Source organism: Streptomyces sp. NBC_00310, from assembly GCF_036208085.1.
Classification (GTDB): domain Bacteria; phylum Actinomycetota; class Actinomycetes; order Streptomycetales; family Streptomycetaceae; genus Streptomyces.
In genome coordinates, this window is record NZ_CP130714.1 from 480,317 (window position 1) to 507,070 (window position 26,754).

Below are 26,754 nucleotides of genomic sequence, written 5' to 3' on the forward strand. Positions count from 1 at the left end.
GCCCATTGTGTGCTCTGGTCCCGTGCCGTCCGCAAGCCGAAGGCCCCGGCCCGCGGGCCCCGCCCGCGGGCCGGGAGAGCTCGACGCGCGCAGTGCCTCCGCCGTGCTTAGCGTGGCAAGAGTGAGTCCTCAGACCCTGCGTCCACGGCAGACCGCGGCACCCGAGCGGCCGGTCGCCCGCCACGGCTGGCTCCAGGCCCTCGGAACCGTGCTGGCCGGGCTGATCGCGATGATCGTGACGGCGTGCCTCGGTCTCTGGGCGGCGGGCGCGGCGGACCTCCCGGACGGCGCCTTCCCCCGGGTCGTCGCGGCCACCGTCGTGACGGCGGTCGGGGGCACCATCGAGCTCTCCGGCGGCGCCGGGTCCATCGCCGAGACCCAGGCGGGCCTGACCGTGATCCCCCTGTCGGTGACCCTCGTCGGCGCGCTGGTGATCGCCGCCGGGTTCCTGCGGCCCCTGCGCCACCGGGCGGTCGCGGGGGCGACCGAACTCGCGGGCTGGGCCGCCCGCATCGCCGTCCTGTGGCTCGCGGCGCTCATCAGCCTCGCGCTCGCGGCCCGGCAGACCTTCGACATCCCTCTCGGGGACGTGGGCGACTTCTTCGGGACCTCCGCCGACGTGGGGTTCGAGACGGCCATGGCGCCGACCGTGTTCTTCGGGCTGCTCTGGCTCGCCGGGGTCCTGGTCCTGGCACTGCTGGTGTCGCGTGGGGCGCCGCTTCCGGCGCGGCTGCTGCGGTTCCAGGAGTCGGTGCGCCCGGCCGCGTACGCGATGGTCGGGCTGCTGCTCGCGTACGTCGGTCTCGGGCTGGTGATCGCGGTGGTGGTGGCGCTGACCCGCGGGCATGCCGCCGAGACGGCCGCGGTGATCCTGCTGGGCCTGCCGAACGTGGTGTGGCTGGTCTTCACGATCGGTCTGGGCGCCACCTGGGACAGCCAGGTCGAGGGGCCGTTCGGGCTGCCGATGCCGAAGATCCTGGACGAGGTCGTGCGCGGGCCCGACGTGTCGACCCTGAACCTGGGCTCGCTCGCCGAGTACGACGGCCGGGTGTGGTGGCTGGTGGTCGTGGACGCCGTGCTGCTGATCGTCGCCGCGTTCGTGCTGGCGGCGCGCTCCCCGGCCCGGGTACGGCTGTGGCAGCACGCGGTGCACATGGCGGCCGCCCTGGTGCTCACCGTCCTGATGATCTGCCTCGTGGCCCGGATCTCCGCACACTACGGGCTGTCGGTCATCGGTATCGGCGACCTCGGCGGCGACCTGGGCGGTGAGCTGTTCCTGCGGCCCCGCCTGTGGTCCGCGCTGGGGCTCGCCGTGCTGTGGGGGCTCGTGACCGGGTTCGTGGGCGGGGTGCTGGCGAGAGGGGTGCGGCGGCGGGGTGCGGTCGACGCGGACGCCGACCGCCGGTAGGTGATGACCGGTTCACCTCGCGAGCGATGACGCCTGAGCCGCGCGGGCGTCGCCGATGAGATGGAACGCGGGGAACCGCGCGGTCGGCCCCGCACTCCCCCGCACTCCCCGCGGACGCCCACGGACGAAACCCTCACGGCGAACAGGCGTCGGCCCTCAGCCCTCCGATGCCGTCAGGTCCGACGCACGGCGGGCGAGGAGCGAGGCACTGATCTCCCCGGCGCGTACGGCGGTGGTGGACAGCAGTGTCGACGTGAGGCCATGGGTGTGTTCGGTACCGCCCTGGAGGTAGATGTCGGCCGAGACATTGGTCGCGGTCACCACCCGGTGGTCACGGCCGACCCGGAGCGCGTCCTCGTCGTCGCGCAGGCAGAGCTTGCCGATCTCCCCGAGGTTGTCGCCGACGCCCCGCGGCTGATAGCCGGTGGCGTAGACGAGGAGGTCGGAGGAGACGATCTCGCGCTCCCCCGTTGGCAGGAACTCCACGGTCACCTTGACGTCGTCCGTGCCCACCTCCACCTCGCGCAGCCGGGAGACGTTCATCATCCGCAGCCGCTCCCGGCCCTGGACCTGCTCCTGGTACATGGCCCGGGACAGGGACTCGATCAAGTCCATGTCCACGACGGAGTAGTTGGTGCTGCGGTGGTAGTCGAAGAGCGACTGTTTCACCTCGCGGGGCGCGCCGTAGTACAGGTCGACGGCCTCCGGGTCGAAGATCTTGTTGGCGAAGGGGCTGTCGTCGGCGGGGGTGTAGCCGTACTTGGCGAAGACGGAGCAGATCTCGGCCTCGGGGAAGTTGCGGCGGAGGTAGTCCACGGCCTCCGCGGCGCTCTGGCCGGCGCCGAGGACGACCGCGCGGTGCACCGGCCGCCCGGAGCGCCGGACCTGGTCGACGCGGGGCAGCAACTCGCTGTTGTGCCAGACGCGTTCGGACAGGGCGGCGCCGGGCGGGAGGTGCGGTTCCAGGCCGGTGGCCAGGCAGATGCTGCGGGCCCGGCGGACGGTCAGGCGTTCCGGGTCGCCGGGTACGCGGCTGGTGACGTCGAAGTAGCGGATCTCGCCGTCCCGTGTGACGGGGCGTACGGAGACGACTTCGGCGGAGTACTCGACGAGGTGCGCGACGCGGGCGGCGGCCCACTCGAAGTAGTCGTGGAACTCGATGCGCAGCGGGAAGAGGGTCTTGAGGTTGAGGAAGTCGACGAGGCGGCCCCGGTCGCGCAGGTAGCACAGGAAGCTGAAGTCGCTGGTGGGGTCACGCATCGTCACCAGGTCCTTCAGGAAGGACACTTGCATGGTGGCGTCGTCGATGAGCATGCCCCGGTGCCATCCGAACCGGGGTTGTCTTTCCAGGAATCCGACGCGGAGCCCGTCCGCCGGCCCGGAGGCGCCGGAGTGTTCGTGGAGCGCGATGGCGAGTGCGAGATTCGATGGACCGAACCCGATACCCAGTACGTCGTAGATGGAATCCGGCCCGGTCTGCAGCGTCGTCACCGCGTCATCGCCTCCCATAACAGGGGTCATAGAGTTTCCCAAGCTGGAACACAGCCTCCCCCAAGCAGACACATGTTAGATAAGGTTAGCCTTACCTAGCAACGGCTGAGGAGGGCTCATATGCGGGTCGTCATGTTCGGGTACCAGACCTGGGGACACCGAACGCTGCAGGCTCTGCTGGACTCCGGACACGAGGTGGTCCTCGCGGTCACTCATCCGAAGAGCGACCACGCGTACGAGAAGATCTGGAGCGACTCGGTCGCCGATCTCGCCGAACAGCACGGCGTACCGGTGCTGTTGCGCAACCGGCCGGGCGACGACGAACTCCTGCGCGCGCTCAAGGAGGTCGATCCGGATCTCATCGTGGCCAACAACTGGCGCACCTGGCTGCCGCCCGAGATCTTCGACCTGCCGCCGCACGGCACACTGAACATCCACGACTCGCTGCTCCCGGCCTACGCGGGGTTCTCCCCGCTCATCTGGGCGCTCATCAACGGCGAACCGGAGGTCGGGGTCACCGCCCACCGCATGGACGCCGAACTCGACATGGGTGACGTTCTGTTGCAGCGTTCCGTGCGGGTGGGGCCACAGGACACGGCGACGGACCTGTTCCACCGCACGGTCGATCTGATCGGCCCGCTCGTCACCGACTCGCTCGAACTCATCGCGTCCGGCAGGGCCGTGTGGACACCCCAGGACCGCTCCCGGTCGAGTTTCTTCCACAAGCGGTCCCTGGAGGACAGCCGGATCGACTGGACCTGGCCCGCCGAGGACCTGGAACGGTTCGTACGGGCCCAGTCCGACCCGTATCCCAACGCGTTCACCCACCACCGCGGCCAGCGCGTCCGGATCGTCTCGGCCGCCGTGTCCGAGGGGCGTTACGGCGGCACGCCGGGGCGGATCTTCATCCGCGAGGGCGACGGCGTCGTCATCGTCGCCGGCACCGAGGCGCGCTCCGGACGGCTGCCCGGGCTGGTGGTCAGGCGGGTACGGACGGAGGACGGCACGGAGCACGCGGCGACGGACTACTTCCGCACGATGGGCGGTTACCTGACGGCCCGTCCGTGATCCCGCCCCGTGACAGGCCTGTCCATGATCTCGCCCGGTGACGGGCCTGTCCATGATCTCGCCCGGTGACGGGCCACCCGTCCCGTCCGTGCCCCGCACGGATGATTGCCCTTCCGTGACCTCTCACGGGCCCGTCGCCGTCGCGGGCCCGTGAGCCGGGGCACCGTCGGCCGTGTGTCAGCCGGCGGCGCCCGACACGGGCACCGCGTCCGCGTCCGTGCCCTCGTGGTGGCGGCCCATCGGGATGACCATGGGGGTGCGGCTGACGGGGTCCTCGCCGACGACACAGCGCAGTCCGAAGACGTCCTCGACCATCGGGGCGGTGATGACGTCGGCGGGGGCGCCCTCGCCCGCGATGCGCCCCTTCTTCATGGCGATGATGTGGTCGGCGTACCGGCAGGCCTGGTTGAGGTCGTGCAGGACCATGACGACGGTGCGGCCCTGGTGCCGGTTGAGGTCGGTGACCAGGTCGAGGACGTCGATCTGGTGGGCGAGGTCGAGGTACGTCGTCGGCTCGTCCAGCAGCATCACCGGGGTTCCCTGGGCGACGGCCATGGCGATCCAGGCGCGTTGCCGCTGTCCGCCGGAGAGCTCGTCGACGGACCGGTGGGCGAGATCCGTCATGTCGGTGGCCCTGAGCGCCTCGTGCACGGCCTCCTCGTCGCTCTGCGACCACTGCCGCCACCACGTCTGGTGCGGTGAACGCCCGCGCCCCACCAGGTCGATGACGGTCAGCCCCTCGGGCGCGACGGGCGTCTGCGGGAGGATGCCGAGCTGCTGCGCGAGGGTGCGGGTCGGGATGGAGTGCACCGAGCGGCCGTCGAGGTGGACGGTGCCCGCCTTGGGCGTCAGCAGGCGGGCCAGGGCGCGCAACAGGGTGGACTTGCCACAGGCGTTGGCGCCGACGATCGCGGTGACCCGGCCCGTCGGGACGACCAGGTCGAGATCCTCGACGACGATCCGGTCGTCGTAGGCCAGACGCAGGCCCTCGGCGCGCAGCTCCGGGCCGTCGACGGAACCGCCGGTGCGGTCGACGACACGGCCGTCGCCACCGCCGACGGCACGGGCGTCGGGGCGAACGTCGGCACGGGCGTCGGCACGGGCGTCGCGCTTCGTGACCGGTTCGTACTTCGATGACACGTCTTCAGCCTCCTGAACCGGCGCGGTTGGCGCGGATGAGCAGCCACAGCAGTACGGGTGCGCCGAGCACCCCGGTGACGACCCCGACCGGGAGTTCCGTGTCCGGGACGATCGAGCGGGCGGCGAGGTCGGACACGAGCACCATCACGGCGCCGGTCAGCCCCGCCGCGACGGGGGGCGGGAACGGGGTGCCTGCCAGGCGCTGGGCGACCTGGGGCGCGGCGAGCGCCACGAAGGCGACGGGACCCGCGGTGGCCGTGCCGAAGGAGACGAGGCCGACGGCTATCAGCAGCACGGCCACCCGGACGATCTGCACGCGGGTGCCGAGGCCCCTCGCCACGTCGTCCCCGAGTTGCAGGACGCGGATCTGCCTGCCGAGCAGGACCGCCAGGGGCACCAGCACGGCCATGGTGACGGCGAGCGGGCCGATCTGTTCCCAGGTGCGGCCGTTGAGGTTGCCGACGAGCCAGCCGAGGGCCGCCTGTGCCTGGAAGCGCTGGCCGCGGGCCATGAGGTAGTCGGTGATGCTGGTGCAGATCCAGGCGATACCGATGCCGACGAGGACGATGCGGTATCCGGTGGTGCCGCGTTTCCAGGCCAGGACGTACACCAGCAGCCCGGCGAGCAGCGCGCCGAGCAGACCCAGGGCCTGGGTGCTCAGGCCCGCGTCCCAGCCGAGGACGATCCCGGCGACGACCGCCGTGCCGGCGCCCTGCGTGATGCCGATCATGTCGGGGCTGGCCAGCGGGTTGAGGGTGACCGTCTGGAGCAGGGCCCCGGAGATACCGAAGGCGATGCCGACGAGCAGCCCGGCCAGCGCGCGCGGCAGCCGCAGTTCGTGGACGATCAGTTCGGTGCCGGGGTCGCCCGTGCCCACCAGGGCCTTCATCACCTCGGTGAGCGGGAGGTCGATGTCGCCGACGGAGGTCTCCACGGCGAACGCCAGGAAGGCCGCCGCCGCGAGCAGCAGACAGACCGCCAGCAGCCGGGGTCGTACGACACCGGAGACGGGCGGTGCGGGCAGCCGGAAGGCGAGGCGGTCGGCCGTAGGGCGCTTCGGCGTCGGGTCCACGGCGCCCTTCGGGGGCGGCCCGGACGCGAGATCGGTCGTCATCGGCTCACCGCTCCACGGGTTCGGTCGTCATGGGCCCACAGCTCCATGGGGGTCGGTCGTCATGGGCCCACCGCTCCATGGGTTCGGTCGTCACGGGCCGACGGCGCCACTGCTTCGAAGGCCGCGGATCGGCGATGCCCCGCCGGCCGGCCATGGGCCCGCCGTTCCACGGCTCGGTCGTCAAGGGCCGCGAACCCGACGGATCGGTCGGCACGGACGGTGGACCCGACGGCTCGGTGATCACAGACCGCGCCCCCGACGGCTCGGTCGGCACGGACCGCGCCCCCGGGAGCTCGGCGTTCACGGGACAGGGACCCCGCTGTTCACCGGCCACGGGTCCGCGCCTCCCCGGTCGAGAAGTCATGGTTCACAGCTCCGCGAGGCGTCGGCGGCGGACCAGCGCGATGAAGAACGGGCCGCCGATGAAGGCCACGAGGATGCCGGCCTGGACCTCGGTGGGGCGGGCGATCAGGCGGCCGGCGATGTCGGCGGCCAGGAGGAGGCAGGGGGCGAGGACGGCGGACAGCGGCAGCAGCCAGCGGTGATCCGGGCCGAGGCCGGCGAGTTGGGCGAGGACGCGGGCGATGTGCGGGACGACCAGGCCGACGAAGACCACGGGCCCGATGACGGCGACCGCTCCCCCGGTGAGCAGGGTGACGGCGACGACGCCCTGGACGCGGACCAGGCCGAGTTTGAGCCCGAGCGACTTCGCGACGTCGTCGCCGAGCGCGAGGCTGTTGAGAGCCGGCGCGCAGGCGAGGGCGAGGACCGCGCCGACGGCCAGGAACGGCAGGACGCGCAGGAGGACCTCCTCGTCCTGGTTGGCGAGGGAGCCCGCGTTCCAGAAGCGGTAACGGTTGAGCGCGTCCGGGTCGGTGAGGGCGATGGCACTGGTCAGCGAGAACAGCAGCGAGGTCACGGCCACTCCGGCCAGCGCCAGTTTGACCGGGGTGCTACCGGACCGGCCGAGCCCGCCGAGGAGGTACACCAGGACGCTGGCCACGAACGCGCCGCCGAAGGCGAACCAGATGTACCCGTACACCGAGCCGATGCCGAGCACGCCGACCGACAGGACCACCGCGAAGGCCGCGCCCGCGCTGACACCGAGGATGCCTGGGTCTGCGAGCGGGTTGCGGGTCAGCGCCTGCATCAGCGCGCCCGACAGACCGAGGGCGGCGCCGGTGGCGAGGCCCAGGGCGGTGCGTGGCACGCGCACGGACCAGATGACGTTGTCGATACGGGAGTTGGGGGCGTCACCGAGCAGGGTGTGCCACACCTGGTCGAGGGGGACGCCGAGCGCGCCGAACGCCATCGACAGGGCGCACAGCGTGAGCAGGGCCGCGCCCGAGAGCGTCAACAGCAGTACCGCGCGGGGGCCTTTCGCCGCCCGGACCGTCGAGGTCCCCACGTCTTCAACTTCCTTTGATGAGGCTTACCTTAACTGTAGGGCGAAGGCGGGTTGATCTGTAGGTCTTCCTCCGATTGCCGCCCCGCCCCCGGGGTGACTCTCTTTGAGCACCCTGTGAATTAGGTAACCCTTACCTTAGTATGTCGGCGACCCCGGCCCTGGCCGGGACCCCGACCCGCTGGGGAGGCTCACTGCTGTGTGCGGTTCCGAGGAAGTCCTGGCCCATTGGCGGCGGTTGCTGACACCGCTTCCGCTGGAGATCTCACTGCCCGCCGATCGGCCCCATCCGCCGCAGCCGCTTCCCGAACGGGACACACGCGCGCTGTCGGATGTCCCGGACGCCCCCGACGCCGTACGGCTCGCGGCGTTCGTCGCCCTGCTGCACCGCTACTCCGGGGCGACGGACCTGACCGTGGGCCATGACGGGCTCCCCCTGCGGGTGTCCGTCGAACACGAGCCGACGTTCGCCGAGTTGGTGCGGCGGGTGACGCAGGCGTGGGAGGAGGCGGAGACCCATCGGGTGCCCGTCGGTCTCCTGGTCGAGGAGCTGCGGCCCCGGCCGACGCGCGGCGGCGGACTGTTCTTCAACACGGCGTTCGCCACGGCCGCACGGCCCGCCGGTGAGCCGCCCGCCCCGCTCGACGTGCTGCTGGAGGTGGACGGGGACTCGGCGCGGGTGTCGTACCACCCCGGGCTCTTCGACGGTACGACGATCGAGCGGCTCCTCGGCCACTACCGGACCCTCCTCGCCGACGCCGTGGCCCGGCCCGACACGGCGGTGGCCCGACTGGATCTGATGGGCCCGGAGGAGTACCGGCAGGTCGTCCTCGACTGGAACGACACCGCGCACTCGGTGCCTTCGGACACCTGGCCGGCGATGTTCGCCGAGCAGGTACGGCAGCGCCCGGACGTCGTGGCACTGGTCTTCGAGGACGAGGAACTCACCTACGCCGAGCTGGACGAGCGCGCCAACCGACTGGCGCACGCGCTGATCGCGCGGGGTGCGGGTCCCGAGCGGATCGTCGCCCTCGCCCTGCCGCGTTCCGCCGAGCTGATCGTCGCCGAGGTGGCCGTCCTGAAGTCGGGCGCCGCCTATCTGCCGATCGACCACGACTACCCGGCCGACCGCATCGCGTACATGCTCGGTGACGCGCGGCCCGTCTGCATGGTGACCACCGCGGAGACCGCCCGGGACCTCCCCGACCCGGTCGACGGCGTGACACTCCTGGAGCTCGACTCGGCGGCCACCACCGGCGAGTTGGCGCGGCGGCCGGTCCACGACCCCACCGACACGGACCGCGGGGCGCGCCTCACCGTCCTGAACGCCGCCTACGTGATCTACACCTCGGGCTCCACCGGCCGCCCCAAGGGTGTCGTCCTCGCGCACGGCGGAGTGGCGAAGCTGGTGGCCACGCAGAGCGAGCGGTTCGGCATCGGCCCGCACAGCCGGGTGCTGCAGTTCGCCTCACCGAGCTTCGACGTCGCCTTCTGGGACCTGTGTCTCGGGCTGCTGTCCGGCGGCCGGCTCGTCGTCGTACCGGCCGAGCGACGGGTGCCCGGCGCTCCGCTCGCCGACTACGCGAACGCGCACGGCATCACCTTCATGATCCTGCCGCCCGCGCTGCTCGCCGCCATGCCGGACGACGTCCGACTCCCGCCGAACGCCACGCTGTTGGCGGGTACCGAGCGTGTCTCGCCGGAGCTGGTGGGACGGTATGCGCGCGGGCGGATGATGTTCAACGCCTACGGTCCGACCGAGGCCACCACCAACTCCACGCTCGGGCTGTGCGATCCGGACATCCCGGCCGGGGCGATCGTCCCCATCGGCGTGCCCGACCCGGGGACCCGGGCGTACGTCCTGGACGCGTTCCTGCGGCCCGTGCCCGCCGGGGTCACCGGTGAGCTGTATCTCGGCGGCGCGGGCCTGGCCCGGGGCTATCTCGGGCGTCCGGATCTCACCGCCGAGCGATTCGTCGCCGACCCCTTCGGGGAGCCCGGCGGCCGGCTCTACCGCACCGGTGACCTGGTCCGCCGGCGGTCCGACGGCCGGCTGGAGTTCCTGGGACGCGCCGACGCCCAGGTCAAGATCCGCGGCTTCCGTATCGAGCCGGGCGAGATCGAGTCGGTGCTGCGCGGCCACCCGGCCGTCGAACAGGTCACGGTGGTCGTCCGCGAGGACCGGCCCGGCGACCGCCGCCTCGCCGCCTATGTCGTCCCCGCCCTCGACGCACCGCGGGACGCGGACCCGGACACGCGGGTCGAGGAGTGGAAGGAGCTGCACGAACTCCTCTACGGGGCGGCCGGGGCCGAGGACGCGGACGGCCGGGGCACGGACCGTTCGGGTCTCCGCGAGAACTACGCGGGCTGGAACAGCATGTACGACGGCACACCGATCCCCGTCGAGGAGATGCGCGAGTGGCGGGCGGCGACCGTCGAGCGCATCCGTGAACTCGGCTCGGTCCGGCGGTTGTTGGAGATCGGCGTCGGCAGTGGCCTGATCCTGTCCCGGATCGCGCCCGACTGCGAGGCGTACTGGGGCACCGATCTCTCGGCGGCGGCGGTCGCGGCGCTCCGCGCGCAGGTCGACACCGATCCGGAGCTGGCCGCGAAGGTCGAGCTGCGGACCCAGGCCGCCCACGACACCGACGGGCTCCCGGACGGGTACTTCGACACGGTCGTCATCAACTCGGTCGCCCAGTACTTCCCCAGCGGGGAGTATCTCGTCGACGTACTGCGCCAGGTGTCGGGGCTGCTGGCCCCCGCCGGCCGGATCTTCGTCGGCGACGTCCGCAATCTGCGGCTGCTGCGCACGCTGCGCGCGGCCGTGGAGACTCGTCGGGCGACCGGTGACGAAGGTGAGGGCGAGGACAAGAGCGCGCTGCGGGCGGCCGTCGAGCGGTCGGTGCGCTGGGAGGGCGAACTCCTTCTCGACCCGGACTTCTTCGCCGGCCTGGACGGCTTCGCCTCGGAGATCCGGATCAAGCGGGCCGCGCACCACAACGAGCTGAGCCGGTACCGGTACGACGTCGTGCTGCGCCCGGGCGCCGCGCCGGTCACCCGGGAGTCGGCGGAGGTCGACTGGGCGACGGTCGGTGGTCTCGGCGGTCTGGCGGAACGGCTGGCCGAACGGCCGAGCGCGCTCCGCGTCACCGGTGTGCCCAACGCCCGCCTCGCGGACGACCTGGCGGATCTGCGGCGGCTGGAGGGCAGCAGCCGCGAGGCGGCTCCCGGGACCGATCCGGAGGACGTGCACGTGCTGGCGGCGGAGTACGGCTACCGGGCGGCGCTCACCTGGAACGGGAGCGCCGACGACGGGGCCTTCGACGCCGTGTTCGTCCTCGACGGGCCCTTCGGCCCCCTGTACCGGACGGCCGACACCTATCCGCACGCCAACCGGCCCGCGCCCTTCCGTGACGTCGGCGCGCTGATGCGGACCCTGCGCGGGCACGCCGCCGAGTGGCTGCCCGACCACATGGTCCCCTCGGCGTTCGTCCCGCTGCACGCCCTGCCGGTCACCCCCAGCGGCAAGATCGACGCGAGAGCGCTGCCCGCCCCGGACTACGCGACCATGAGCTCCGGCCGCGCCCCGCGCACCACCCGCGAGAAGCTGCTGTGCGCGCTGTACGCCGAGGTGCTCGGGCTGGACACGGTGACAGCCGAGGACGACTTCCTCGCGCTCGGCGGTGACAGCATCAGCGCGATCCAACTCCTCATCCGGGCACGGGAGTCGGGCCTCAAGCTCACCACCCGTGAGGTGTTCCGGCACCGCACGGTCGAGGCGCTGGCCAAGGCCGCCGTCGAACGCGTCGCCGAGCACACCGCCGACGACCCGCTGGTGGAGGTCGACGAGGCCGAGCTCGCCGAGATCCAGGGCTCGCGCCCGCTGCCGGTCGAGGAGCTGCTCCCGCTCACCCCGCTCCAGCAGGGCTTCTTCTTCCACTCCCTCACCGTCGGCGCCGACGGGGACACGTATGTCGTCCAACAGGTCCTGGACCTCGCCGGGCCGGTCGACGGCCTGGTACTGCGCCGGGCCGCGCAACGCCTGCTGGACCGGCACGCGCCGCTGCGGGCCGCCTTCCGCCAGCGCCCGGACGGCACCCCGGTGCAGATCATCACACGGGACGCCGAACTGCCGTGGCGGGAGGTCGATCTCTCGGCGCGGGACGGGGAGGTGCGGGAAACGCTCGGTGACGCCGTGGCCGCCGAGGAGCGGGCCCGGGGCTTCGACCTGACCGCGCCCCCGCTGCTGCGCTGCGCCCTGGTCCGGCTCGGCGAGGAGCGCAGCCGTCTGATTCTGACGTTCCATCACATCATCGCGGACGGCTGGTCGTTGCCGGTCCTCCACCGCGAACTGATGGCGTACTACGGCACCGACGTTCCCCCGCTTCCCGAAGTCGCCCCCTACCGCGGTTTCCTGCGCCGCTTGGCCGAGCAGGGCGGCGACGCGGCCCGCGACGCCTGGCGTGACGCGCTCGCGGGGCTGGACGAGCCGACGCGGCTGGTCGGTACACCGGCCGACGGAGCGCCCCTACGGCCGGAGCATGTGCGGGTGGAGCTGTCGGAGCGGACCACCGCGCGGCTCGCCGAGCGGGCCCGTGCGTACGGGGTCACCCTCGGCACGGTGGTCCAGGGCGCCTGGGGTCTGCTCCTGGGCAGGCTGACCGGCCGGGACGACGTCGTGTTCGGCACCACGGTCTCCGGGCGCGACGGCGAGGTCGACGGCATCGCCTCCATGGTGGGCCTGTTCATCAACACCCTTCCGACACGCTTCCGTTGGGCGCCGCGCGAGTCCCTCGGGGAGCTGCTCGTCCGTCTGCAGGAGGAGCAGGCACGGCTGCTGGACCACCAGCACCTGGGCCTCGCCGAGATCCAGCGGCTCACCGGGCACGCGGGCTCCGGCGAACTCTTCGACACGCTCGTGGTGTTCGAGAACTACCCCGCCGAGACGGACCTCCGGGACGCCTCGGGCACCGTACGGATCACCGGCGACGCCTTCCACGACGCCGTGCACTATCCCCTCGCCCTCGTCGTCAAGCCCGGCCGCCGGCTCGACCTGCGGCTCAAGCACCACGCGGAGCGCCTCGACGGCGACACCGTCCGCGCCCTCGGCGACCGGCTGGCCCGCGTCCTGGAGGCCGTCGCCGAGGCACCGGACCGCGCGGCCGCCTCCGTCGAACTGCTGTCCCCCGACGAGGCCCTGCACGCCCATCCCACCGGCGAGGAACGCCTCGTACCGGAGTCCACCCTGGCGGAGGGCTTCGCCGCGCAGGTCGCCCGGACGCCGGACGCGACCGCCGTCGTCTTCGAGGGCGAACGGCTGAGCTATGCCGAACTGGACGCCCGCGCGGAGGAGTTGGCCGTACGGCTGCGCGGCCGGGGTGCCGGGCCGGGGGCGTTCGTGGCGGTGGCCGTGCCGCGCTCGGCGGAGCTGATGGTGGCGCTGCTGGGCGTGCTGAAGTCCGGTGCCGCGTATCTGCCGGTGGACCTGGACTACCCGGCCGACCGGGTGGCCCACATGCTCGCCGACTCGGGCGCCACGACGGTGGTCACGCTGTCCGCGACGGCCGACCGGCTGCCCCAGGCGTCCCGACCGTCGCACACGCCCGAGCGGACCGTTCCTTCGCTTCCTTCGGTGCCTTCGGTGCTGCTGCTCGATGCCCCGGACGACGAGCCCGCCAGTGACCCCACCGCCCCCGTCGCCGCACGCCCCGACGACCCCGCGTACCTGATCTACACCTCAGGCTCGACCGGCCTCCCCAAGGGCGTCGTCGTCACCCACCGCGCCGTCGTGAACCGGCTGGCGTGGACGCAGGGCGAGTACGGACTGGGCCCGGACGACCGGGTGCTGCAGAAGACACCGTCCAGCTTCGACGTGTCGGTGTGGGAGTTCTTCTGGCCGCTCCTCGAAGGCGCGACCGTGGTGCTCGCCCGCCCCGACGGCCACCGCGACCCCGTCTACTTGGCCGGGCTCGTCCGCGAACAGGCCGTCACGACCATGCACTTCGTGCCGTCGATGCTGGAGGCCTTCCTCCAGCACGACGAGGTCACCGGCGACCCCACCTGGTCGGCGTCGCTGCGCCGTGTGCTGAGCAGCGGTGAGGCGCTCCCGGTCACCGCCGCGAGCCGCTGGCACGCGCTGACGGGCGTGCCGCTGCACAACCTGTACGGCCCGACCGAGGCGGCCGTCGACGTCACGTACCACCCGTACGCCTCCGGTGAGGACCACGGCGCGTCCGTGCCCATCGGGCGTCCCGTGTGGAACACCGGCCTGCGCGTCCTGGACGCCTGTCTGCGGGCCGTCCCCGACGGCGTCCCCGGCGAGTTGTACCTGACCGGCGTCCAGCTCGCCCGCGGCTACCACGCCCGTGCGGCGCTGACCGCCGAGCGGTTCACCGCCGACCCGTACGGACCGCCCGGCAGCCGGATGTACCGCACCGGTGACCTGGTCCGGCGACGCGCGGACGGGGTGATCGAGTACCTGGGCCGCACGGACCGGCAGGTCAAACTGCGCGGCAACCGGATCGAACTCGGCGAGATCGAGGCCGCGCTCGTACGGCTGCCGGAGGTGGCGCAGGCCGCCGTGACCGTACGGGACGACGCGCTCGTCGCCTATGTGGTGCCGGTCGGCGGCGCCGAGGTGAACGGCCTCCGCGAGGCCCTGGCCGGCTCCCTGCCCTCCCCCATGGTTCCCGCCACCTGGGTGGCCCTCGACGCGCTGCCGCTCACCCCCAGCGGCAAGCTGGACCGGGCCGCGCTGCCCGCCCCGCAGGCGCTGCGCGGCACCGTCACCCGGGCCCCGGCAAGTCCCCGCGAGCACCTGCTCGTCGAGATCTTCGCGGCCGTGCTGAAGCTGACGGAGGTCGGTGTCGACGACGACTTCTTCCTGCTCGGCGGTGACAGCATCAGCTCGATCGCCGTCTCCAGCCGGGCCCGCCGCGCGGGCCTGGTGATCGGCCCCCGTGACGTGTTCGAGCACCGCACCCCGGCCGCGCTCGCCGCGGCGGCGCACGTGGAGGAGGCGGCTTCGCAGGACACGCCCGCCGTGTCCGCGTTCACGCCGACCGAGGAGGAGCGGGAACGGGTCGAGCGGCTCGCCCCCGGCCGGATCGAGGCCGTGTGGCCCCTCGCCCCCCTCCAGGAGGGCCTGTTCTTCCACTCGAACTTCGACGACAGCTCCCTGGACGTCTACACGGTCCACGAGTCCTTCGACTTCGCCGAACGCGTGGACGCCGAGCGGCTGTCGGTGGCCATGCGCACCCTGTTGGACCGCAACCCCAGCCTGCGCGCCGGGTTCACGAGCGAAGGGCTGCGCCAGCCGGTGCAGTTCATCGTGCGGGACGCCGAGGTCCCGCTGACGGAAGTGGATCTGACGGGACTGTCGACGCCCGAACAGAACCGTCGGATGCGGGAGTTGCTGGACGCGTCGCGGTCGCGGCGCTTCGACCTCACCCGCCCCCTCCTCTTCCGGATGCTGCTCGTACGGCTCGGTGAGGAGCGCGGCGACCGGCTGATCGTCGGCCGTCATCTGATCCTGTGGGACGGCTGGTCGGCCTGGCTGTTCCTGGACCAGCTGTTCGCGCTGTACGAGAGCGGAGGGGACCCGGCGGGTCTCGTCCGTCCCGGCTCCTACCGCGACTACCTGACCTGGCTGGAGCGGCAGGACGACACCGAGGCCACCCGCGCGTGGCGGGCGGCCCTGTCCGGTTTCGAGGAGCCCACGCTGCTGGTGCCGGCCGCCTCCGACCGGGGGCGGGAACCGGTGATCCCGGAGCAGCTGGACGCCGTGCTCGACGCGGCGGTCGCCGAGCGGCTGCGCGGCATCGCCCGGGGCCACGGCCTGACCCTCAACACCGTGCTCAACGCGGCCTGGGGCCTGGTCCTGGCCGGCGCCACCGGCCGTACCGACATCGCGTTCGGCACCACGGTCGCCGGGCGGCCCAGCGAGGTTCCGGACGTCGAGAACGTCATCGGCATGTTCCTCAACACCGTGCCCGCGCGCATCACCTTCGATCCGCGTGAGCCGGTCCTCGCCCTGTTGCGCCGCATCCAGGGCGAGCGGCTCGACGTCATGCCGTACGAGTACCTGGGCCTGGGTGTGCTCCAGGCCGACACGGGTCACCGGCGACTGTTCGACACGCTGTTCGTGCTGCGCAACGCCGACACCGACGAGCGGCTCGCCGAGCTGCGCGAGCGGCACGGCGCGACGGCCGTGGCCAACGTGGACGCCACGCACTATCCGGCGAACCTGGTGGTCACGCCGGGCGAACGGGTGCGGGTGACGCTCGCCTACCGGCCCGACCTGCTGGGAGGTGCCTACGCGCGACGCCTGCTGGACCGTTTCGTGCTGCTGGTCGACCGGCTGGTGGCCGACCCGCACGCCGCCGTCGGCTCGCTGGATCCCCTGCTGCCCGCCGAGGCCGCCGCGCTCGCCCACGAGGAGGCCGGGCAGCGGCAGCCCGTGCCGCACGAGACGGTGGCGGACATGCTGGCCGCTCAGGCCGCCCGCACCCCGGACGCGACCGCTCTCGTCTTCGGCGCGCAGACCCTGACGTACGCCGAACTCGACGCGCGCTGCGACCGCATGGCACGGCTGCTGATCGCGCGGGGTGCCGGGCCCGAGAGGGTCGTCGCGCTCGGGCTGCCCCGCTCGATCGACATGGTGGTGGCACTGTTCGCGGTGCTGCGCACGGGGTCGGCGTATCTGCCGCTGGAGCTGGACCACCCGGCCGAGCGGCTGTCGCTGATGCTGGCCGACGCCCGCCCGCTGCTCCTGCTGTCCACGCAGGGCGTGTCGCGGACGCTGACGGGCGACACGCCGCGCGTGCTGCTCGACGACCCGGCGGTAGCGGCCGAGCTGGCGGCCCTCCCGGCCGACCCGGTGTCGGTGTCCTTCAGCCTGGACCACCCCGCCTACGTCATCTACACCTCGGGGTCGACGGGGCGCCCCAAGGGTGTCGTCACGCCCTACGTCGGCCTGACGAACATGCAGCTCAACCACCAGAAGGAGATCTTCGCGCCGGCGATCGCGTCGGCTGGCGGGCGGCGGCTGCGGATCGCGCACACCGTGTCGTTCGCGTTCGACATGTCCTGGGAGGAGCTGCTGTGGCTCGTCGAGGGACATGAGGTGCACGTCTGCGACGAGGAGTTGCGGCGGGACGCCACCGCGCTGGTGGCGTACTGCGAGGAACACCGCGTCGACGTCGTCAACGTGACCCCGACCTACGCCCATCTCCTCATCGAGGAGGGCCTGTTGGAGGGGCACCGGCCGCCGCTGGTGCTGCTCGGCGGGGAGGCCGTCACCGAGACGGTGTGGAACACGCTGCGGGACACCGAGGGGACGTACGGCTACAACCTGTACGGCCCGACCGAGTACACGATCAACACGCTCGGCGGTGGTACGGAGGACAGCGCGACCCCGACCGTTGGCAAGCCCATCCGCGCCACCCGGGCCCGCGTCCTCGACACCTGGATGCGGCCGGTGCCGGACGCTGTGGCGGGTGAGCTGTACATCGCGGGTGTGGGTCTGGCGCGCGGCTATCTCGACCGGCCGGGCCTGACCGCCGAGCGGTTCGTGGCCGACCCGTACGGGCGGCCGGGCGAGCGTATGTACCGCACCGGTGACCTGGTACGACGCCGTCCGGACGGCAACCTGGACTTCCTCGGCCGTACCGACGACCAGGTCAAGATCCGGGGCTACCGGGTGGAGCTGGGCGAGATCGAGACCGCGCTGGCGCAGCACCCCGAGGTGTCCCAGGCCGCCGTGATCGCCCGCGACGACACCTCCGCGCCGGGTACGAAGCGGCTCGTGGGGTACGTCGTCCCGGCCGAACCCGACGCGCGTGCGCGGGAGTCGGCCGAGCGGGAGCAGATCGGCGAGTGGCAGGAGATCTACTCGGCCGAGTACACCGAGATCGGCACCGCCCTGTTCACGGAGGACTTCGCGGGCTGGGACAGCTCCTACGACGGCACGCCGATCCCGGTCGCGCACATGCGGGAGTGGCGTGAGGCCACCGTGGCCCGTATCCGTGAGCTGCGGCCCCGGCGCGTCCTGGAGATCGGCGTCGGCTCGGGCCTGCTGCTGTCCAGGCTGGCCCCGGACGCCGAGGCGTACTGGGCGACCGACTTCGCCGCGCCCGTGATCCGCAAGCTCGGCGAGGGCATCAGGACCGACCCCGAACTGGGCGGCAAGGTCGAACTCCGGTGCCAGGCAGCCGAGGTGACCGACGGCCTGCCCACCGGTTTCTTCGACACGGTCGTCATCAACTCCGTCGTTCAGTACTTCCCGAGCCTGGACCACCTCCATCAGGTGATCCGCGGCGCGCTGGGTCTGCTCGCGCCCGGCGGGGCCCTGTTCCTCGGTGACGTCCGCGACCTGCGCCAGGCCCGCGTCTTCCAGGCGGGCATCCAGGCCGCCCGCGCCGACGCGGACACGGAACCCGAGACCGTGCGCCGCGCCGTGGAGCGTGGCCTCGCCCTGGAGAAGGAACTCCTCGTCGACCCGGACTGGTTCACCACTCTCGGCGTCGGCGTCGACCTGCGCACCAAGGCGGGCCGCCACCACAACGAGCTGACCCGCTACCGGTACGACGTGGTGCTGTACGAGGGCGATCCGGTGCTCTCCCTGGACGGCGTCCCGACCGTCGACTGGACCGGGCGGGACGCGCTCCTGGCCCGTCTCGACGGCACCGGATCCCTTCGGATGCGGGGCGTCCCGGACGCCCGCACGGCCGGTGACCTGGCCGGTCTGCGGGCCCTGGAGACCGGCCGGCCGTCACCCGTCGCCGCGACGGGCGTGGAACCGGAGGATCTGCGGGAGGCGGCCGAGGCACGGGGCTACCGGCTGCTCACCACCTGGTCCGACGAACCCGGCCGCTACGACGCGGTGTTCGTCCCCGGCACCCGGGCCTCCGGCACGGAGGTTCCGCGCACGGCCGGCCTGTACCGGCCGCGCGCCGACCGGGGCGACGTCCCGTTCGCCAACACCCCGGCCGCCGGGCGCGGGCACACCGCGCTCATCAGGCGGCTCCGCGACGATCTCGGGCAGCGGCTGCCCGGCTACATGGTGCCCGGCGCCTTCGTGGTCCTGCCCGGGCTGCCGATGAACGACAACGGCAAGCTCGACGTGCGCGCTCTGCCGGACGCCGAGCCGGCGGTCGCCCTGTCGGCCGGTCGCGGCCCGCGCACCCCCGTCGAGGAGGTGCTGTGCCGGCTCTTCGCCGAGGTGCTGGGGCTGCCCCGCACCGGCGCCGAGGACAACTTCTTCGACCTGGGCGGCCATTCGCTGCTCGCGACCCGGCTGATCAGCCGGGCCCGCACCGAACTGGGCGCCGAGCTGGCCATCCGTGACCTGTTCGAGGCGCCCACCCCGGAGGCCCTGGCCCTGCGGGCGGAAGCAGGCAGACCTGCGCGTCCCCCGCTGCGGCCGGTGCCCGAGCGGCCCGAGCGGATCCCGCTGTCGGCGGCCCAGCGGCGGCTGTGGCTGGTGGAACGCCTCACCGGCGGGGGCGTGGCCTACAACTTCCCCCTCGTCTTCCGACCGCGCGGCGAACTGGACCTCGCCGCGTTGCGGGCAGCGCTGGGTGATGTGACGGACCGTCACGAGGCGCTGCGCACCCGATTCTCGGAGGAGGGCGGCGAGCCGTACCAGTGGATCGTGCCGCCGGGCGCGGCCGAGCCCTACTTCCGGGTGTCCGAGGTGAGCGAGGACGAGCTCGCGGCCCGGATCGAGTCGGCCCAGCGGCGTCCGTTCGACCTGAGCACCGAACTCCCCGTCCGTGCCGAGGTGTTGCGGCTGGGGCCCGGTGACCTGGTCGTGGCGCTGGTACTGCACCACATCACCACCGACGAGTGGTCGGACCGGCCGTTCCTCGGTGATCTCACCACCGCGTACCGGGCCCGTACCGAGGGCCGTGCACCGGAGTGGACGCCGCTGCCGGTCCAGTACGCCGACTACACCCTGTGGCAGGACACGCTGCTCGGCGAGGTCGGCGAGGCGCAGCGCGCCCACTGGACCGAGGCCCTGCGAGGGCTGCCGGAAGAGCTGTCCCTGCCTCTCGACCGGCCCCGTCCTGCGGAGCCCACCGGCCGGGGCGGCAAGGTCCGTCTGGATCTCTCCCCCGCCACGGCCCGGGCCCTGCGCGCACTGTCCGGCGCCACCAACACCAGCATGTTCATGCTGTTCCAGGCGGCCACGGCGGCACTGCTGCACCGGCTCGGCGCCGGGGACGACATCCCGCTGGGGGCGCCCATCGCGGGACGTACGGACGACGCGCTGGACGACCTGGTCGGGTTCTTCGTGAACACGCTGGTGCTGCGCACCGACCTGTCGAGCGGGGAGAGCGGCCTGACGTTCACGCAACTCCTCGGCCGGGTCCGGGAGTCGGCCCTGGAGGCGTTCGGGAACCAGGATCTCCCCTTCGACCACGTCGTCGAGGCCGTGAACCCGCCCCGGGTCACCGGCCGCAACCCGCTCTTCCAGGTCATGCTCGGCTACCACTACCGGCCCGACGGCGACCCCGAGGTGCTCGGCATGCCCACCGAGTGGTTCGACATGGACACGGGCATGGCCAAGTTCGACCTCCACTTCACCTTCGTCGACGAGGCGCGCCGGGACCGTCTCACGCTGCTCCTGGAGTACGCGCTCGACCTGTACGACGAGGCGACGGCCCGGCGGCTCGGCAGGCTGCTGGCGCGGCTCCTGGACCAGGTGGCCGCCGAACCCGACGTCCCCGTACGGGAGCTGGAGGTCCTGGAGCAGGCCGAGCGGGAGTCGGTGCTCGTCCGGTGGAACGACACCGGGCACGACGTACCCGCGACGACCCTGCCGGAGCTGTTCCGCGCGCAGGTGGCGCGGACGCCGGACGCTCTCGCCCTCGTCGACGGCGAACAGCGCTTGACCTACGCGGAGTTGGACGCACGGGTCGAGCGGACGGCTCGGGTCCTGGCCGGGATGGGGGTGGGCCCGGAGCGCACGGTGGCGGTGGCGGCGCCGCGTTCGGCGGATCTGGTCGTGGCCCTGCTGGCGGTGCACCGGGCGGGCGGCGCCTATCTGCCGCTGGACGCCGATCAGCCCCGGGAGCGGATCGCGCTCATGCTGGAGGAGGCCCGGCCGGTGTGCGTCGTCGAGGACACGCTGCCCCAGGGCCCGGAGGGTGAACTGCCCACGGCATACGACCCGTCGAGCCCCGCCCATGTGATCTACACCTCCGGCTCGACCGGCCGCCCCAAGGGAGTGGTCGTGCCGCACGAGGGCATCGTGAACCGGTTGCTGTGGATGCAGGACGCGTACGGGCTGGGCCCCGACGACCGGGTGCTGCAGAAGACCCCGTCCGGGTTCGACGTGTCGGTGTGGGAGTTCTTCTGGCCGCTGATCACCGGGGCCGCCCTGGTGGTCGCCCGGCCGGAGGGCCACAAGGACCCGGCGTATCTGGCGGAGCTGATCCGCGCGCAGGGCGTCACGACCACGCACTTCGTGCCGTCGATGCTCCAGGTGTTCCTGGAGGAGCCCGCCGCCGCGCGGTGCACGAGTCTGCGCCGGGTGATGTGCAGCGGTGAGGCGCTGCCGTCGCCGGTGGCCGCACGCTTCCACGAGGTGCTGTCGGCCGAGCTGCACAACCTGTACGGGCCGACGGAGGCCTCGGTCGACGTCACGGCCGGCCAGGTGGTGCCGGGCGCCGACCGGGTGGTGATCGGGCGTCCCGTGTGGAACACCCGTGCCTATGTCCTGGACGCGACGCTGCGTCCGGTGCCGCCGGGTGTGGCGGGTGAGCTGTATCTGGCGGGCGTCCAGCTCGCGCGTGGCTATCTCGACCGGCCGGGTCTCACGGCCGAGCGGTTCGTCGCGGACCCGTACGGCGGCCCGGGGGCCCGGATGTATCGCACGGGCGACCTGGCCCGGTGGCTGGCCGACGGCACGCTCGACTTCCTGGGCCGCACCGACCACCAGGTCAAGATCCGTGGGGTGCGCGTCGAGCCCGGTGAGATCGAGGCCGTGCTCGCCCGGCACGGGTCGGTGGCCCACGCGGTCGTCGTCCCGCACGAGCAGCGGCTCGTCGCCTACGTCGTCCCCGCCGCCGGAGCGGTCGCCGACCCGGACGTCCTGCGGGGTCACACCGCCGCCTCCCTGCCCGAGCACATGGTTCCCGCGGCCGTCGTCGTCCTCGACAGGCTGCCGTTGACGCCGAACGGCAAGCTGGACCGCCGGGCGCTGCCCGCGCCCGACTTCGCGGCGGGCGGTGGCACGGGCGGCCGGGCACGTGATCCGCGGGAGGAGATCCTGTGCGGTCTGTTCGCGGACGTCCTGGGTGTGGACCGGGTCGGCGTGGACGACGACTTCTTCGCCCTGGGCGGCCATTCGCTGCTCGCGATGCGACTGGTCGCCAAGGTCCGGTCGGCGTTCGGCGCCGAGGTGTCGCTGCGTACGGTCTTCGACGCGCCGACGGTGGCCGGTCTCGCGCGACACCTGGCGGAGGGCTCCCCGGCCGAGGTCCACGACCGGCCGACGCTCGGCACGCGGACGAGGCCCGAGCGGCTGCCGCTGTCGTCCGCGCAGCAGCGCCTGTGGGTGCTGTACCAGGTGGAGGGCCCGAGCGCGACGTACAACATCCCCTCGGCCTGGCGGCTGAGCGGGGAGCTGGACGTCGAGGCGCTGCGGGCGGCCGTGCACGATGTGGTCGTACGGCACGAGACGCTGCGCACGGTCTTCCCCGACGAGGAGGGACGGGCCTTCCAGCGGGTGCTGGACGCGGCCGAGATACGCGTCCCGTTCGAGGTGGAGGAGACCGACGCCGAGCGGCTCCCCGGGCGGCTGGCCCTGGCGGGCGCGTACGGCTTCGCGCTGGACCGGGAACCGCCGTTGCGCGTCCATGTGTTCCGCACGGGCCGGGAGGAATGGACACTGCTGCTCCTGCTGCACCACATCGCCGGTGACGAGTGGTCCCAGGGGCCGCTGCACGGTGACCTGGCGGTGGCCTACGCGGCCCGTGCGGCCGGGCGGGCGCCCGAGTGGGAGCCGTTGCCGGTCCAGTACGCCGACTACACGCTGTGGCAGCGGGACGTCCTCGGTGACGAGAAGGACCCGTCGAGCCTGGCGGCACGTCAGGTCGCGTACTGGCGCCGGGCGTTGGCCGGGCTGCCGGAGGAGCTGGCGCTGCCCGTGGACCGGCCGCGTCCGCTGGAGTCGACCTATCGGGGCGGCGCCGCCGATCTGTCGCTCGACGCCGAACTCGCCGCGGACCTGCACCGGTTGGCGCGTGACCACGGCGTCAGTGTGTTCATGGTGATGCAGGCCGCCGTGGCGACCCTGCTCACCCGGCTCGGTGCCGGACACGACATCCCGATCGGCAGCCCGATCTCCGGGCGGACGGACGCGGCACTGGAGGACCTGGTCGGGTACTTCCTCAACACGCTGGTGCTGCGGACGGACACGTCCGGCGAGCCGACGTTCCGGGAGCTGCTGGCCCGGGTGCGGGAGGCCGATCTGGGTGCCTTCGACCACCAGGACGTGCCGTTCGAACGGCTGGTGGAGGTCCTCAACCCGGCCCGCTCCCTGGCCCGGCACCCGCTGTTCCAGGTGATGGTGGTGTATCTGGCGGCCGGCGACGAGGACACCGGACTTCCCGGTCTGCGGGCCCACCGGGACGACGTCGTCAACACCACCGCGAAGTTCGACCTGTCCTTCGACTTCGTGGAGCGCGGCGACGGCGGCGTCGACGGTGTGCTGGAGTACAGCGCCGACCTGTTCGTCCACGCGACCGCGCAGTCCTTCGCCGACCGGCTCCGGCGGGTCCTGCGGGCCGTCGTCGCCGACGCTGACCTGACCCTCGGACGTATCGGCATCCTCGACGCGGACGAACTCCGGCTGCTGTCCGACGGATGGCAAAGCCGGCCGCCCGTCGCCGGCCCGACCACCGTGCCCGCGCTCTTCGAGGAGCGGGTGCGGCTCCACCCCGACCTGCCCGCCGTGGCCTCAGACGGCATCGAGCTGGCCTTCGCCGAGCTCAACGCCGAGGCCAACCGCCTGGCCCGTCTCCTGGTCGAACGCGGTGCCGGGCCCGAACGGTTCGTGGCCCTGGCGCTGCCGCGCACCGCACGGTTCCTGGTCGCCGTACTGGCCGTGCACAAGGCGGGCGCGGCCTACCTGCCGCTCGACCCCGACGCGCCGGCGGACCGTACGGCGGACGTCCTCGACGACGCCCGGCCGGTACTGACCCTGACCACCCGGGAACTCCGCGGCACCCTGCCGCCGGACGCCGTCCCCTTGGTGCTCGACGACCCCGCCACCGCCGACCGGATCGCGGCCGGGGAGGCCACCGACCTCACCGACGCCGACCGGACCGCGGACCTGACGCCTCGCCACCCGGCGTACGTCATCTACACCTCCGGCTCCACCGGCCGCCCCAAGGGTGTGGTGATCACCCACGAGACCCTCGGCAACCTCTTCCACAGCCATCGCGAGACGCTCTACGCACCGGCGATCGAGACGGCGGGACGCCGGCATCTGCGGGCGGGGCACGCCTGGTCGTTCTTCTTCGACGCCTCCTGGCAGCCCCAGCTGTGGCTGCTGGACGGGCACTGTGTGCACATCGTGTCCGAGGAGGTGCGACGCGACCCCGAACTGCTCGCCCGGGCCGTGGTCGAGCACGGTTTCGACTTCCTGGAGGTCACCCCGTCGTTCTTCGCGCAGATGGCCGACAGTGGTCTGCTGGACGGCGACGACTGCCCTCTCGCGGTGGTCGGCGTGGGCGGCGAGGCCGTTCCGGTCGCGCTGTGGCGGCGACTGGCCGCGCTGCGCGGCACCGAGGCGTTCAACCTATATGGCCCGACCGAGTCGACCGTGGACGCCCTGGTGGGACGTGTCGGGGACAGCGAACGCCCGCTCGTGGGACGGCCGGTGGCCGGCACCCGGGCCTACGTCCTCGACAACCTCCTCCAGCCCGTGCCGCCCGGCGTCACCGGTGAGCTCTACCTGGCCGGGGGTGGTCTCGCCCGTGGGTATCTGGGCTCCCCCGGGCTGACGGCCGAGCGGTTCGTGGCCGACCCGTTCGGGGAGCCCGGCTCGCGGCTGTACCGGACCGGCGACCTGGCCCGTTGGACCGCTGACGGACGGCTGGACTACCTCGGCCGGGCCGACGACCAGGTCAAGATCCGTGGCTTCCGGATCGAGCCGGCGGAGATCGAGTCCGCGCTCGCCACCCATCCGGACGTCGGACAAGCGCTGGTGACGGTACGTCAAGAGGGCCCGCGCAAGCTGCTCGTCGCCTACGTCATCCCGTCGTCGGCGGGCTCCGCTCCCGACCCGGCGGCGCTGCGCGCCCATGTCGCCGCCCGGCTCCCCGACCACATGGTCCCGGCGGCCGTGCTGGCCCTGGACCGGTTCCCGGAGCTGGCGAACGGCAAGCTCGACCGCGCCGCTCTGCCCGCGCCCGACTTCTCCGCCCTGTCGTCGGGCCGCGCGCCCGCCACCGAGATGGAGCGGACGCTCTGCGAGGTCTTCGCGGACGTGCTCGGGCTCGAACAGGTCGGTGTGGACGACGACTTCTTCGCCCTCGGCGGCGACAGCATCGTCGCAATGCAGCTCGTGGGCCGGGCGCGGGCCGCGGGCGTACGCATCACTCCGCGGCTGATGTTCCGCCATCGTACGGTGGCGGCGCTGGGCGCCGTCGCCGAGCCGGTCGACACGGCCGCCCGGCGCCCCGAGGACGACGGCACCGGCGTCGTGCCCCTCACCCCGGTCATGCACTGGCTGCGCGAACTGGGCGGCTCCTTCGCCTCGTACCACCAGTCGGCGCTCGTCCGCACCCCCGCCGAACTGGACCTGCCCGGCCTGACCGCCGTCCTCCAGGCCCTCGCCGACCGGCACGACCTGCTGCGGGCGACCCTCGTGCGGCCGTCGCCCGAGGCCACCGACGGCTGGTCGCTGCACGTGCCGGCCGTCGGGGCGGTCGAGGCCGCCGGGTGGATCGACCGGGTGGACGTGGCCGGTCTCGACGCGGCGGCTCTCGGCGAGGTCGTGGCCGAGCGGGCACGCGCGGCCCGGGCGCTCCTCGCTCCCGACGCGGGGGTGATGGTCAGGGCCGTGTGGTTCGACGCGGGCGACGCGCCCGGGCGGCTGCTGCTGATGGCCCACCACCTGGTCGTGGACGGCGTGTCGTGGCGTGTGCTGCTGCCGGACCTGGCCGCCGCGTGGCGGGACGTCCTTGCCGGGCGGCCGGTGCGTCTCGACCCGGTCGAGACGTCGTTCGCGAGCTGGTCGCGGCTGCTCACCGAGCGGGCGCAGGGACCGGACCGCGAGGCCGAACTCCCCCTCTGGGCCGGGATCCTGGAGGGTGGCTCCGAGCCCTTCCCGCTGCTGCGGGAGCCCGACCCGGACCGCGACACCACCACGACCCGGCGCGAGGTGGTCCTCCGGATGCCCGCCGAGCACACCGGTCCGCTGCTGTCGGCCGTGCCGGCGGCGTTCGGGGCCGGCGTCAACGACGTGCTGCTGGCCGGCCTCGGTCTCGCCTTCGCGGACCGGAGGCGACGGGACGGCGGTGCGGACAGCTCGGTCCTCGTCGACCTCGAAGGGCACGGCCGGGAGGAGGAGTTGGGGGGCGACGGCGTCGATCTGTCCCGTACGGTCGGCTGGTTCACCAGCGTCTTCCCGGTACGGCTCGATCCCGGGCCGGCCGACCCGGCCGAGGCCTTCGCGGGCGGCCGGGCGGCGGCCGAGGCCGTACGACTGGTACGGGAGCATCTGGCGGCGCTGCCCGCGAACGGGGTCGGGTACGGACTGCTGCGGCACCTCAACCCCCGTACGCGCGAGGTGCTGGCGGCCCACGAGCCGGCGCGTGTGGAGTTCAACTACCTGGGCCGGTTCGGCATCCCGGAGGAGACGGACTGGTCGTACGCACCTGAGGAGGACGCGGCGGACATCGGGCCGGAGGGCTCGATGCGGGAGGGGCACGCGCTGGAGATCAACGTGGTGACCGAGGACCGGGCGGACGGGCCGGTGCTGGCCGCGCACTGGTCGTACCTGGAAGGACTGGTGCCGCGCGAGACGGTCCAGGATCTCGCCGAGACCTGGTTCCGGGCCCTGCGAGGGCTGCTCGCGTGGGCGGAGCGGAATCCGAAGTGAGGAAGAGG

7 protein-coding genes are annotated in these 26,754 nt (G+C 72.8%); 3 read left to right on the plus strand and 4 right to left on the minus strand.

The window, feature by feature from the left end; all coding sequences use genetic code 11:
• Positions 1–121 precede the first annotated feature (121 nt).
• A complete protein-coding gene (locus OG202_RS01995) occupies positions 122–1,408 on the plus strand; it encodes a streptophobe family protein (RefSeq protein WP_327731767.1) in 1,287 nt (428 codons plus the stop codon).
• 156 nt (positions 1,409–1,564) lie between these two features.
• On the opposite strand, the gene OG202_RS02000 is transcribed toward OG202_RS01995, so the two are convergent.
• Positions 1,565–2,917, minus strand: coding sequence for a lysine N(6)-hydroxylase/L-ornithine N(5)-oxygenase family protein (locus OG202_RS02000; RefSeq protein WP_327731766.1), 1,353 nt, complete (start codon positions 2,915–2,917; stop codon positions 1,565–1,567).
• Positions 2,918–3,019: 102 nt separating this feature from the next.
• Between OG202_RS02000 and OG202_RS02005 the strand changes: the two genes are divergently transcribed.
• On the plus strand, positions 3,020–3,967 hold the full coding sequence (locus OG202_RS02005) for a methionyl-tRNA formyltransferase (protein ID WP_327731765.1): 948 nt from the start codon (positions 3,020–3,022) through the stop codon (positions 3,965–3,967).
• 177 nt (positions 3,968–4,144) lie between these two features.
• Here OG202_RS02005 and OG202_RS02010 read toward each other — a convergent pair whose 3' ends face one another.
• The 3 genes from OG202_RS02010 to OG202_RS02020 all read right to left on the minus strand — a co-directional run bounded on the left by OG202_RS02010 (position 4,145) and on the right by OG202_RS02020 (position 7,629).
• The gene (locus OG202_RS02010; protein WP_326585975.1) at positions 4,145–4,966 is read right to left on the minus strand and encodes an ABC transporter ATP-binding protein; all 822 of its coding nucleotides are present in this window, start codon (positions 4,964–4,966) and stop codon (positions 4,145–4,147) included.
• Between the two features lie 145 nt (positions 4,967–5,111).
• Positions 5,112–6,221: a FecCD family ABC transporter permease gene (locus OG202_RS02015; protein ID WP_327731763.1), complete on the minus strand. Its 1,110-nt coding sequence runs from the start codon at positions 6,219–6,221 to the stop codon at positions 5,112–5,114.
• A gap of 367 nt (positions 6,222–6,588) precedes the next feature.
• On the minus strand, positions 6,589–7,629 hold the full coding sequence (locus OG202_RS02020) for a FecCD family ABC transporter permease (protein WP_326585298.1): 1,041 nt from the start codon (positions 7,627–7,629) through the stop codon (positions 6,589–6,591).
• Positions 7,630–7,825: 196 nt separating this feature from the next.
• Here OG202_RS02020 and OG202_RS02025 point away from each other — a divergent pair, with 196 nt between their 5' ends.
• Positions 7,826–26,746, plus strand: coding sequence for a non-ribosomal peptide synthetase (locus OG202_RS02025; RefSeq protein WP_328222227.1), 18,921 nt, complete (start codon positions 7,826–7,828; stop codon positions 26,744–26,746).
• Positions 26,747–26,754: the final 8 nt, after the last annotated feature.